The sequence below is a fragment of the Nocardia puris genome (assembly GCF_036051655.1).
Classification (GTDB): Bacteria; Actinomycetota; Actinomycetes; order Mycobacteriales; family Mycobacteriaceae; genus Nocardia; species Nocardia puris.
On sequence record NZ_CP107943.1, the window covers coordinates 6556300 to 6568724 of the forward strand.

The following is a 12425-nucleotide window of genomic DNA, read 5'->3' on the forward strand; positions in this document are numbered from 1 at the left end:
CCGCCCGCGAAACTGCTCAGGCAGGCGCTTCCGAAGCCAGCACGTACACCCACGCCTTCGCCCCCGATCGCAGCGGCACCAGCACGCGGGTGTAGTCGTCCACCTCGTAAGCGTCGGCGGCGGCCAGGTCGTGCGCGTCGATCGTGAAGACGGTGCCGGGAATGCCCGCGTCGGACGGGGCCGGGCGCAGGACGGGGTGGACGGCGCTGCCGCTGGCGGCGATCACGCCGGGTCTGTGATGAGGACCTCACCCAGTGAGTAGCCCGTGATCTCGTCGGGGCGACCGTCGAGTTCGCGGCCGAAGACGGTGCGTTGCACCTCCGGCTGGCGCAGGGTTCCGTAGGAGAACAGCAGGATGTCGGCCATGCGGTCCATCCGACCAGACTTCGCCGGCCGCGTGGCCGTGACCTGCCTCTCAGTCCCGCACAGCCGGCACGCGCCCTCGGAGAGGTGACCGTAGCAGCCGAGGTGACCAGCCGGTAACACCGAGTTCCTACGGTGGCGGGCAGTGGGTGTGGCGTCGACGGGTGAGGAGGTGTGCCGGTGGCCGCAGGTCCCGGGTCCGAGCCGGTGCGGACGGTGGGCTCGTACTGCGGCGTCGGCTGCGGTCTCGCGGTGGAGACGGACGGCCGACAGGTCCGGAAGGTCTCCGGCGACAAGGCGCACCCCGCCAACGGCGGCCGTCTGTGCACGAAGGGCGCCACGCATGCCGACATGATGGCACGGTCCTCTCGGTCACCCGCGGCGAAGCGATGGCCGTGGTGCGCGTCCGGCTCACCGGCGGCGACGAGATCGCTCAAGCGGTGACCTCGTTCAACTTCCCCGTGGCGACGTCGAACACGAATCCGTCACCCAGGGGCCGCGCGACCCATCGACGCCGCTGCGCCAAACCCTGGCGCGGAGACAGCGACCGCGCTCACATCGATGTGGGACTGGACCTCAACTTAGGTTGATGCATGACCCTGGGTCCATGAACTCCACCACGCATCGACCACACGTCGCCGACGACACCGTCGACCACACGGCCGACATCGCCGCCATCGAACAGCTGATCGCCGACGTCCAACGGGGCTACAACACCAACGACGCCGAGCTCATGGTCAGCGGGTTCACCGCGAACGCCGTCGCGGGCAATGCCGTCGGCACCCTGATCTCCGGCTACGACGCGCTCCTCGACTCCGGGCGGCGCGGGTTGGCCGGGTTCCTGAAGAACGAATACGTCCGCTACGACGTCACCGGCATCACGTTCCTGCGCCCCGATATCGCCTTGGCGCACAAAGCCGCTCGCGCCACCACACCCGACGGCGAGTTGATCGACCGGTCCCCGGCGATGGTCGCGCTGTATGTCCTCGTGAAGGAAGGTGATCAATGGTGGGTGGCCGCGCGGCAGAATACGCTCGTACCCGCCGCGGAATGATCATGCGGATCCGCGTCGAATGATCGGACCGAATATCGCACCGAGGACCGGTGCGGCCGGAATTGCGCTGTGACAGAACGGGGCCCGCCCGGTGATCACCACCGGACGGGCCGCATTCTCGCCGATCAGGCGTTGGCGCCGATGATGCCGCCGATCACCGCGCCGATGATGCACCCGGGAATCGCGGGCAGGATCAGGAAGATCGCGCCGATGAGCGCCCCGATCGCACAACCGATCGCGATACCCGCGATCGTGGTGCCCGCGTCACCGATGAACGACAGTTCCGGCTGGGCGGGCGCGCTCGCCGGGGTGAGCGTCAGTTGCGTGGCGGTCGCGTCCAGCGACGGCACCACCCGCACCTGCTGACCCGTCACCGTGTGCAGCGACGTCGGAAGGCTCGCCAGCACAGCGCCATCCGGCGCGCGCACCGCCACGGCGCCGGGCGTGACCTCGAAGGTCCCCCCGGCGAGCGTGACCGTCGCGGCGGAACGATCCGGCGCCACAGCGGCGGTGTATTCGACACCGCGGTCCACGCCGGCCACCACGGCGCCGGGCGCGGCGTGCGCGGTCGCGGTCGCTATTCCGGTGGTGGCGGCGACGGCGAGTACCGCGGCCGCAATCATCTTCTTGATCATGATGAATCTTCCCATCATCCGGCCGATCCGAATTGTGTGTGCCCCGAGAATCGGCTTTCAGGACATCAATAATGATGCGCCACTGTGACCGGCATTGTCGATAGCGTGATGGAAGCGAATTGCGTTGCAAGATCAAGAAATTGACATCGGAATTGGGGGGTTGCATTCCGGCGGCAGGTATTTACGCGGAAACAATTCATGGAAATATCCGGATGCGCTCGGGCGCAACGAAACCGGAACGTCGTCTTTGTGACGGGAGAAACGATGGGGGCGGATTCACCGAACCCGCCCCCCGCGCCCCTACTCGAGTTCGCCCTCGGTCTCCAGGTACACCTGGCGCAGCTTGTCGAGGGTGTCCTGCTCCGGCGCCGACCACATACCGCGCTCGGCCGCCTCGAGCAGCCGCTCGGTGATGCCGTGCAGCGCCCACGGATTCGACTGCTCCATGAACTTGCGGTTCACGTCGTCGAACACGTAACTCTCGGTGAGCTTCTCGTACATCCAGTCGGCGACCACGTCGGTGGTGGCGTCGTAGCCGAACAGGTAGTCCACGGTGGCCGCCATCTCGAACGCGCCCTTGTAGCCGTGCCTGCGCATCGCCTCCAGCCAGCGCGGGTTCACCACGCGGGCGCGGAACACCCGGGTGGTCTCCTCGGAGAGCGTGCGGGTGCGCACCGCGTCGGGGCGGGTGCTGTCGCCGATGTAGGCCTCGGGGTTCTTGCCCGTGAGCGCGCGGACCGTGGCGACCATGCCGCCGTGGTACTGGAAGTAGTCGTCGGAGTCGGCGATGTCGTGCTCGCGGGTGTCGGTGTTCTTGGCCGCCACCGCGATCCGCTTGTAGGCGCTGCGCATGTCGTCGGCGGCGGGCGCGCCGTCGAGGTCGCGGCCGTAGGCATAGCCGCCCCAGGCGGTGTAGACCTGCGCGAGGTCGTCGTCGGTGCGCCAGCTCTTGGAATCGATGAGCTGGAGCAGGCCGGCGCCGTAGGTGCCCGGCTTGGACCCGAAGATGCGGGTGGTGGCGCGGCGGGCGTCGCCGTGCTCGGCCAGATCCGATTCCGCGTGCGCGCGGACGTAATTCGACTCGGCGGGCTCGTCCAGATCGGCCACGAGGCGCACCGCGTCGTCGAGCAGGGCCAGCACGTGCGGGAACGCGTCGCGGAAGAAGCCGCTGATGCGCACGGTCACATCGACGCGCGGGCGGCCCAGCTCCGCGAGCGGGATCACCTCGAGCCTGGTGACGCGCCGGCTCGCCTCGTCCCACACCGGCCGCACGCCCAGCAGCGCGAACACCTCGGCGATGTCGTCGCCGGAGGTGCGCATCGCCGAGGTGCCCCACACCGACAGGCCCACCGAGCGCGGGTACTCGCCGTGGTCGGCCAGGTAGCGCTCCAGCAGCGAATCCGCCATGGCCTGCCCGGTTTCCCACGCCAGCCGCGACGGCACCGCCTTCGGATCCACCGAATAGAAGTTGCGTCCGGTGGGCAGCACGTTGATCAGGCCGCGCAGCGGCGAGCCGCTGGGACCTGCGGGCACGAAACCACCCGCGAGCGCGTGCAGGACGCGCTCCACCTCGATCGAGGTCTGCCGCAGGCGGGGCACCACCTCGGTCGCGGCGAACCGCAGCACCGGGCGCACGGCCTCGGCGGCGTCCCCGGCGAATTCGGCCACCAAGCCGTCGACGGCGTCCACCGACCAGTCCGCGGCTTGCAGGGCGACCAGCAGTTCGCGCGCCCGCGCCTCGACGGCGTCCACGCGCTCGCGCGCCTCACCGCCGGATTCGTTCAGCCCCAATGCTTCTCGCAGACCGGGCACGTTCGCCTCGCCGCCCCACAGCTGCCGGGCTCGCAGCATGGCGAGCACCAGATCCACCTCGGCCTCGCCCTCGGGCGCGCTGCCGAGGATGTGCAGGCCGTCGCGGATCTGCACGTCCTTGATCTCGCAGAGCCAGCCGTCGACGTGCAGCAGCATGTCGTCGAAGGAGTCCTCGTCGGGGCGCTCGGTGAGGCCCAGATCGTGGTCCATCTTGGCGGCGCGCATCAGCGTCCAGATCTGCTGGCGGATGGCGGGCAGCTTCGCCGGGTCGAGCGCGGAGATGTTGGCGTGCTCGTCGAGCAGCTGCTCCAGCCGCGAGATGTCGCCGTAGCTCTCGGCGCGCGCCATCGGCGGGATCAGGTGATCCACCAGGGTGGCGTGGGCGCGGCGCTTGGCCTGGGTGCCCTCGCCGGGATCGTTCACCAGGAACGGGTAGATCAGCGGCAGATCGCCGAGCGCGGCGTCGGTGCCGCAGGAGGCCGACATGCCCAGCGTCTTGCCCGGCAGCCATTCCAGATTGCCGTGCTTGCCGAGGTGCACCATGGCGTCGGCGCCGAAACCGCCCTGGGCCTCGGGCGCGGCGAGCCAGCGGTAGGCGGCCAGGTAGTGGTGGCTGGGCGGCAGGTCGGGGTCGTGGTAGATGGCGACCGGGTTCTCGCCGAAACCGCGCGGCGGCTGCACGATCAGCACGACATTGCCGAAACGCAGTGCGGCGATGACGATCTCACCGTTCGGATCGGCGGAGCGGTCGACATAGAGTTCGCCGGGCGGCGGGCCCCACGCCTCGATCACGGCCTCGCGCAGGTCTTCGGGCAGCGTGTCGAACCACGCGGCGTAGGTGGCGGCGCCGATGCGAATCGGGTTGCCCTCCAACTGTTCCGCGGTGAGCCAGTCCGGGTCCTGGCCGCCCGCGGCGATCAGGGCGTGGATCAGGGCGTCGCCGTCGCGCTCCTCCAGCCCGGGGATCTCGCCGGGCGCGCCGAGATCGTAACCGGCCGCGCGCAATTCGGTGAGCAGGCGGATGGCGCTGGCCGGGGTGTCGAGGCCGACGGCGTTGCCGATGCGGGCGTGTTTGGTCGGATATGCGGAAAGCACCAGCGCCAGGCGCTTCTCGGCGGCGGGGATGTGGCGCAGGCGCGCGTGGCGCACCGCGATGCCGGCGACGCGGGCGGCGCGCTCCGGGTCGGGAACGTAGGTGGACAGGCCGTCGGCGTCGAACTCCTTGAAGGAGAACGGGACCGTGATGATGCGGCCGTCGAACTCCGGCACCGCGACCTGGGTGGCGACGTCGAGCGGGGAGAGGCCGTCGTCGTTGTCCTCCCACTGGGCGCGGCCGCTGGTGAGGCAGAGTCCTTGCAGGATCGGCACGTTCAGGTCGGCGAGGGCGCCCACGTCCCAGGCCTCGTCGTCGCCGCCCGCCGACGCGGTGGCCGGTTTCGTGCCGCCCGCCGCGAGGACGGTGACGACGAGCGCGTCGGCCTGGCGCAGGGTGGCGAGGAGTTCGGGTTCGGCGGTGCGCAGCGAGGCGCAGTACAGCGGGAGGGGGCGCGCGCCCGCGTCCTCGATCGCGGTGCACAAGGCGTCGACGTAGCCGGTGTTGCCCGCCAGGTGCTGGGCACGGTAGTAGACGACCGCGACCGTGGGCACGCCCGCGACCGGCGCGGGGTGGCGCGCTTCACGCTCGAGTTCGCCCCAGGTCGGCAGCTGGACGGGCGGTTCGAAACCGTGGCCGGTGAGCAGCACGGTGTCGGAGAGGAAGTTGTGCAACTGTCGCAGGTTGGCCGGGCCGCCCGCCGCCAAGTAGTTGTGGGCGTCGGCCGCCACACCGCCGGGAACGGTGGAACATTCCATGAGTTCGGCGTCGGGGGCGATCTCGCCGCCGAGCGCGACCATCGGCACCCCGCTGCCGCGCAGCGCGTCCAGCCCTTCCTCCCAGGCGCGTTTGCCGCCGAGGATGCGCACGACCACCAGGTCCGCGCCGTCGAGCAGGCCGGGCAGGTCGTCGACCAGCAGCCGGGCGGGGTTGCCGAGCCGGTAGTCGGCGCCGCTGGCGCGCGCGCTGAGCAGATCGGTGTCGGACGTGGACAGCAGCAGGATCACGGGTGACCTTCCTCGGGTGACGCGCCCATCGGGGGTGTGGTGCTCGCCGGAGAGGGTCTGGCTGTTCACAGTGGCGCGACCGCACCGGAATTCCACCGGTTTCCTCGTCAGCCGCCGAGCACGCCGATGCTACCCGGCGGGTGCTGCGCGCCGGGACACCCGCCTGCGGCTGGCGGGCGGTCGGCCTTCGCGCACCCCGTCGTAGGCTGGGCTCATCATGGCGCGCATCGTTCCCGATTCCTGTCCCGGCGTCCTGCGGTTGCATCAGGCGGCCGACGGGCCGTTGGCGCGGGTGCGGGTGCCGGGTGGGCTGCTCGCGGCGGGGCAGGTGGCGGCGCTGGCGGAGGCGGCGCGGGAGGTCGGGGACGGGGCGATCGAGCTGACCTCGCGCGGGAACGTGCAGCTGCGGCGGGTGCGGGACGCGGCCGCGCTGGAAGCGCGGCTGGTCGCGGCCGGGTTGCTGCCGAGCCGCACGCACGAGCGGGTGCGCAATATCGTGGCGTCGCCGCTGTCGGGGCGGGTCGGCGGGGTGGCCGATGTGCGCGGCCTGGTCGGCGAGCTCGATGCGGGTCTGTGCGGTGACGCGCGCCTGGCGGACCTGCCGGGCCGGGTGCTGTTCACGCTCGACGACGGCCGCGGTGACGTGAGCGGGCTCGGCGGCGACATCGGCGTCCGAGCGGTCGGCACGGACGAGTTCGCCCTGCTGCTCGCCGGAGCCGACACCGGCATCCGGGTCGCGACAGCCGAAGCGGTGGCGGTGCTGCTCGCCGCCGCGCACCTGTTCCTCGACGTGAGTGAGGGGCGCTGGCGGGTGCACGAGGTGCCTGGCGGCCCGGGGCGCATCGTGGACGGGCTCGGCCTCACGCCCGGCGCGGACCGCCTCGATCCGCCCGCGCCGCAAGATCTTCCGATCGGGTGGCTGCCCCAGGACGACGGGCTGGTCGCGCTCGGCGCGGGGGTGCGGCTCGGCACCCTCGACGCCAGGACCGCGGAATTTCTCGCCGCCGTCGAGCGTCCCGTCGTCGTGACACCCTGGCGCGGACTGGTTCTCACCGACCTCGACGAATGGACCGCCGAACAGGTCGTGCGCGTCCTCGCCCCCATGGGCCTGATCTTCGACGCCGCCTCACCGTGGCTGCGGGTGAGCGCCTGCGCGGGACGGCCCGGCTGCGCCAAGTCCCACACCGACGTGCGCGCCGACCTCACGGCCGCCGTGGAATCCGGCCGGGTCCTGCCCGCAGACCAGCCCACCGAGCCCAACGAGAATCCGCTCCCGGCAAGCGAACTCGTCGTCGCGGGCCGCCAGCACTGGTCCGGCTGCGACCGCCACTGCGGACGGCCCCACGACGCCGTATCGGTGACCGCCACACCGAACGGCTACCGCGTCGACTGAGACGGCCTGCCGTTCCTGGAGCGACTCCTCGCACCGTGGGCACGTCCGGCAAGGACCACATCCGTCGGCGCACCCCCGGTCGGGCGTGCCCCAGCACGATCGAGTCGACAGTTTTCGCCAGGCGGTCCGTGCGGCCGGTCCGCTAGCCCGAGCGCCGATCAGTGCACCTCGAGCGTGCAGCACTTGATGCCGCCGCCCGCTTTCAGCAGTTCGGACACATCCACCGGCACCGGCCGGAACCCGCGCGCGTCCAGTGCGGCGGCCAGGTCGGTGGCGCGGGGGCTGAGGAAGACGTTCGCGCCGTCGGACACGCCGTTGAGACCGAGGACGGCGGCGTCGGCGTCGGTGGCCTCGATCGCGTCGGGGAACAGGCCGGCGAGGATGGTGCGGCTGGTGGGGCTGAACGCCGGCGGATAGTAGGCGACGGTGGTGTCGTCGAGGACCATCAGCACGGTGTCGAGGTGGTAGAAGCGCGGATCCACCAATTCCAGGGACACGACCGGGATTTCGAAGAACAGCTCCACCTCGCGGTGCGCGGCGAGCGAGGTGCGGAATCCGGTGCCCGCCAGGAACCGTCCGCCCACAAGTGCGAAATCGCCTTCGCCCTCGTTGAATTCGGAGGCGGCGGCCAGCTCCGCGCCGCCGCGCCGGGCGAACCAGTCGTGGTAGGCGGGACCTTCGGCGGTGCGTTCGGCGTGGGTGAACCGGGCCGACATCACCCGCTCGCCGACGATCAGCCCGCCGTTCGCGGCGAACACCATGTCGGGCAGGCCCGGCGCGCCCGGCACCACTTCCACCGTGTGCCCGAACCGTGCGAACGTGTCGCGCAGCGCGTCCCATTGCGAGAGGGCGAGCGCGCGGTCCACCCGCGCGCCCGGGTTCATCCAGGGGTTGATCGCGTACCGCACGTCGAAGTGATCGGGGCGGCACATCACGAACCGGCGCGGCACGGGTCGGCGGACCGGTGTCGGTTCGGGGATCTCCAGGGTTGCTACTGAGGTCATCGTGGCTCCCGGCAAGAGTCGCAATTCGGCTGAGATGACCGTAATCGGCATAGCATTGCGCCAGGAACATCCATTCATTGCGCATTACCCGTGGCTTGCGGCGAATTATTGCGCGAGAGAGGAAGTGGTGTGACGTGGACGACACCGATCGGCTGATTCTGGGCCACCTGCTGCGCTCGGCGCGCGCGTCGTTCCAGGAGATCGGCTCCGCGGTGGGGCTGTCCGCGCCCGCGGTGAAACGTCGCGTGGACCGCATGGTGGCCTCCGGCCAGATCACCGGCTTCACCGCGCTGGTCAATCCGGCCGCCCTCGGCTGGACCACCGAGGCCTACGTCGAGGTCTACTACCGCGACAACATCTCCCCCGCCGAACTGCGCCGCAGCCTCGAACCGATCCCCCAGGTGGTGGGCGTGTGGACGATCGCGGGCGAGGCCGACGCCCTGTTGCACGTCATGGCGACCGATATGGCCGAGATCGAATCGACCGTCGAGCGGATCCGGGAGAACGCCGGCGTCGGCCGCACCCGCAGCTCGATCGTCATGTCGCGCATCCTGGAACGCCCCCGCACCTGACGGAAAGCGCCCCACCTAGGGACCGACCACACGGCGCTCCGACCGACGACGTGCGCCAGCTCACGGGCAACCGAGCCGACGGGCGCTCGAGCGACTCGAGCCAACGGGCGCCCCAGCGTACAGGCGCCCGACCCGGCAGGTGCCCGAACCGACGCACGCCCGAACCAGCAGGCGCGGGTCGCGGCGGGCAGGGCAGCTGCCTGGCCCGCGATGCCCTCCTCCATGGCGGCTTTCGCGATCCTGTTCCGCAGCACCTGGCCGGACCGCAGCCGTAGGGGTGCGAACGAACCGTCCGACGCCGTACCGCTCGACATGGGAGACCTTCCTCTCCCCCGCAAATGTTTACATCGCTCACATAGAGCTGGACACCACGGCAGGAAGGGATGTAAGCACTGTCGACAACGGCTAGATTGGAGGCATGGCACCGTCGTCCACGTCGTACCACCACGGCGACCTACCCAACGCGCTGGTGCGCGCGGCCGTCGAGCTGCTCGAAGAGGGCGGCGCGACCGAACTGTCCCTGCGCGCCGCGGCCCGGCGCGCGGGCGTCTCGACCGCCGCGCCGTACCGCCACTTCGCCGACCGCGACGCCCTGCTCTCCGCGGTCGCCGCGGTGGGCTACCGCGAACTGACCGCCGACCTGGGCGCCGCGCACCCCGCCCCGGCCACCCCCGAAGGCCTCGCCGCGATCGCGACCACCTACGTGCGCTTCGCCCTGACGCGCCCGGGCATGTTCCGTGCCATGTTCGCCGAGCCCTGCGATCCGACCAGCCCCGAGCGGGTGGCCGCCACCGAGGCCATCAGCGAATACGTCGGACACCTTGCCCAGGAGGCGTTCCCGGACTCCGACGTGGACGCGATGGCCACTGCGCTCTGGGCCCTGGTGCACGGCCTGGCCTTCCTGCACCTGGACGGCAAGTTCGACACCTCCTCCGACGAAGCCGTCACCGAGCGCGTCCGCACCGCCGTGTACGCGGCGATCGGCGTCATCGACCGGACGTCGGTCGCGGAGAACGCGATCGCCGACCGCGCCTGACAGCGCACGCCACCGCCCGCACGGGCTGAGGCGTGCCCGGTTCCGGCGTGACTCTAGGGTGTGAGTCATGTCCGACGTGCGTGCCAGCTACCTCACCGACGGGGCCGAGATCTATCGGCGGTCGTTCGCGACCATCCGCGCGGAGGCGGAGCTGAGCGCGTTCCCCCCGGATGTGGAGCGGGTCGTCGTGCGGATGATCCACGGGTGCGGCCAGGTCGATCTCGCGGGCGATATCGCCTTCTCCCCCGGCGTGGTCGCGGCCGCCCGCGCGGCCCTGCGCGACGGCGCGCCGATCCTGTGCGACGCCACCATGGTCGCCTCCGGCGTCACCCGTCAACGCCTGCCCGCCGACAACGAGGTGATCTGCACGCTCGCCGACCCCCGCGTACCGGAACTCGCGGCGGCCCTGGGCAATACGCGTTCGGCGGCGGCGCTGGAACTGTGGCGCGACCGTCTCGACGGGGCCGTGGTGGCCATCGGCAACGCGCCCACCGCGCTGTTCCACTTGCTCGACATGCTCGACGCGGGCGCGCCGCGGCCTGCCGCGATCCTCGGTATCCCGGTCGGATTCATCGGCGCGGCGGAGTCGAAGGACGCGCTGGCCGCGTACGGCGGCGTGGAGTTCCTCACCGTGCGGGGGCGGCGCGGCGGCAGCGCCATCACCGCGTCGGCGCTCAACGCGATCGCGAGCGAACAGGAATGAGCGGGCAACCTCTCGGGGAATCGACCGAGCGCGAGGCCGAGCCGGGTGGCTTGAAAGGCTTTGTCGCACAGACGGACGGACAACCGGGCACCGATCGTGAGGCGAGGATATGAGCGCGGGCAAACTCTGGGGCGTCGGACTCGGACCGGGCGACCCCGAACTGGTGACGGTGAAAGCCGCGCGCGTCATCGCCGAGGCCGACGTGATCGCATTCCACAGCGCGCGGCACGGGCGCAGCATCTCGCGGGGCATCGCCGCGCCCTATATGCGGCCAGGCCAGCTCGAGGAACATCTCGTCTACCCGGTCACCACCGAGACCACCGACCATCCCGGCGGTTACCAGGGCGCGATCGACGAGTTCTACGAGCAGGCCGCCGCCCGGCTCGCCGAACATCTCGCGGTGGGACGCTCGGTCGCCCTGCTGGCGGCGGGCGATCCGCTGTTCTACAGCTCGTACATGCACATGCACCGCAGGCTCGCGGACCGGTTCGAGGCCGAGATCATCCCGGGCATCACCTCGGTGAGCGCCGCCTCCGCCGCTCTCGGGACGCCCTTGGTGGAGGGTGAGCAGGTGCTGACGGTGTTGCCCGGCACCTTGCCCGCCGACGAGCTCACCCGTCGTCTGCGCGACACGGAGGCCGCGGCGATCATGAAGCTCGGTCGCACCTATCCCGGTGTGCGCCAGGCGCTCTCGGATTCCGGCCGCCTGGACGACGCCTACTACGTGGAGCGCGCCAGCACGGGCAAGCAGCGCGTGCTCGCCGCCGCCGACGTGAACGACGCGGACGTGCCGTACTTCTCGATCACCCTCGTTCCCGGCCCGCGCCCGACGACACCGCTCCCCCGCACGGATTCCCCTGCCGCCCAAACGGTTACCGAGACTGCGCCTCGATCCGAGTCCGCCGCCCCGGGCGAGGTGGTCGTAGTCGGCCTCGGTCCCGGCGCGCCGGACTGGACCACCCCCGAGGTGCGCGCCGCGCTCGACGCCGCCACCGATCTCGTCGGCTACACCACCTATATCGACCGGGTCCCGGTACGCCCCGGCCAGCGCAGGCACGCCAGTGACAACCGGGTCGAATCCGAGCGCGCGGCCATGGCTTTGGACCTGGCCAAGCACGGGGCGAAAGTGGCGGTGGTGTCCTCGGGCGATCCGGGGGTCTTCGCGATGGCGGCCGCCGTGCTGGAGGAGTCGGCCGACCCGCAGTGGCGCGACGTGCCGGTCCGAGTGCTGCCCGGTCTCACCGCGGCCAATGCCGTCGCCAGCCGCGTGGGCGCGCCCCTGGGCCACGACTACGCCATGATCTCGCTCTCCGACCGGCTGAAGCCGTGGGAGGTCGTCGCGCAGCGCCTGTCGGCGGTGGCGGCGGCCGATATGGCGATCGCGATCTACAACCCGGCGTCCTCGCAGCGCACCTGGCAGGTCGCCGCCATGCGCGACCTGCTGCTCGAGCACCGCAAGCCCGGCACCCCGGTGGTCCTCGGGCGCGATGTGGGCGGCCCGACCGAATCCGTGCGCGTGGTCACCCTGACCGACCTCGATCCCGCCGACGTCGACATGCGTACGCTGTTGATCATCGGCGCCTCCACCACGGCCACCGTCGACACCCCGCACGGCACCCGCGTCTACACCTCCCGCCGCTACGGAACCAGCTGAGCCCCACCGGCATTCATTCCGAGGGCTGCCCGGCGCTCCGGCTGGACGGCGACGACCTCGCCGAGCGGATAGTCCGGCCGCTTCCGCCAGCGCCTCGTC

At 71.0% G+C, this 12425-nt stretch carries 10 protein-coding genes and 1 pseudogene; 7 read left to right on the forward strand and 4 right to left on the reverse strand.

The window, feature by feature from the left end; genetic code table 11:
- Positions 1-16 precede the first annotated feature (16 nt).
- Positions 17-366, reverse strand: a pseudogene (locus OHB21_RS30410) (gamma-glutamylcyclotransferase family protein).
- 249 nt (positions 367-615) lie between these two features.
- Here OHB21_RS30410 and OHB21_RS30415 point away from each other — a divergent pair.
- Positions 616-807 (forward strand): hypothetical protein, encoded by a 192-nt coding sequence (locus tag OHB21_RS30415; protein WP_232331871.1) that lies wholly within the window; start codon positions 616-618, stop codon positions 805-807.
- Between the two features lie 163 nt (positions 808-970).
- Positions 971-1417 carry an SgcJ/EcaC family oxidoreductase gene (locus OHB21_RS30420; protein WP_195124336.1) on the forward strand — a complete coding sequence of 149 codons (447 nt, stop codon included), beginning with the start codon at positions 971-973 and terminating at the stop codon, positions 1415-1417.
- 125 nt (positions 1418-1542) lie between these two features.
- On the opposite strand, the gene OHB21_RS30425 is transcribed toward OHB21_RS30420, so the two are convergent.
- Together OHB21_RS30425 and cobN are read right to left on the reverse strand one after the other, a co-directional pair.
- Positions 1543-2052 (reverse strand): hypothetical protein, encoded by a 510-nt coding sequence (locus tag OHB21_RS30425; RefSeq protein WP_233444436.1) that lies wholly within the window; start codon positions 2050-2052, stop codon positions 1543-1545.
- 300 nt (positions 2053-2352) lie between these two features.
- Positions 2353-5964 (reverse strand): cobaltochelatase subunit CobN, encoded by a 3612-nt coding sequence (gene cobN / locus OHB21_RS30430; RefSeq protein ID WP_195124522.1) that lies wholly within the window; start codon positions 5962-5964, stop codon positions 2353-2355.
- Between the two features lie 217 nt (positions 5965-6181).
- Between cobN and cobG the strand changes: the two genes are divergently transcribed.
- Positions 6182-7357, forward strand: a complete 1176-nt coding sequence (gene cobG, locus OHB21_RS30435) for a precorrin-3B synthase (protein ID WP_195124337.1) — start codon at positions 6182-6184, stop codon at positions 7355-7357.
- 158 nt (positions 7358-7515) lie between these two features.
- Here the strand turns inward: cobG and ddaH are convergent, their stop codons facing one another.
- Entirely contained in the window at positions 7516-8361 is an 846-nt protein-coding gene (gene ddaH / locus OHB21_RS30440) for a dimethylargininase (RefSeq protein WP_195124338.1), read from the reverse strand.
- 134 nt (positions 8362-8495) lie between these two features.
- On the opposite strand from ddaH, the gene OHB21_RS30445 reads away from it, so the two are divergent.
- The 4 genes from OHB21_RS30445 (at position 8496) to OHB21_RS30460 (ending at position 12326) form a co-directional block, all read left to right on the forward strand.
- Complete coding sequence (locus OHB21_RS30445; RefSeq protein ID WP_195124339.1) at positions 8496-8933, forward strand: Lrp/AsnC family transcriptional regulator; 438 nt, start codon at positions 8496-8498, stop codon at positions 8931-8933.
- Between the two features lie 418 nt (positions 8934-9351).
- Entirely contained in the window at positions 9352-9969 is a 618-nt protein-coding gene (locus OHB21_RS30450) for a TetR/AcrR family transcriptional regulator (RefSeq protein ID WP_195124340.1), read from the forward strand.
- Positions 9970-10036: 67 nt separating this feature from the next.
- Positions 10037-10672 (forward strand): precorrin-8X methylmutase, encoded by a 636-nt coding sequence (locus OHB21_RS30455; protein WP_067512801.1) that lies wholly within the window; start codon positions 10037-10039, stop codon positions 10670-10672.
- 109 nt (positions 10673-10781) lie between these two features.
- Positions 10782-12326 carry a precorrin-2 C(20)-methyltransferase gene (locus OHB21_RS30460; RefSeq protein WP_067512799.1) on the forward strand — a complete coding sequence of 515 codons (1545 nt, stop codon included), beginning with the start codon at positions 10782-10784 and terminating at the stop codon, positions 12324-12326.
- Positions 12327-12425 lie beyond the last annotated feature (99 nt).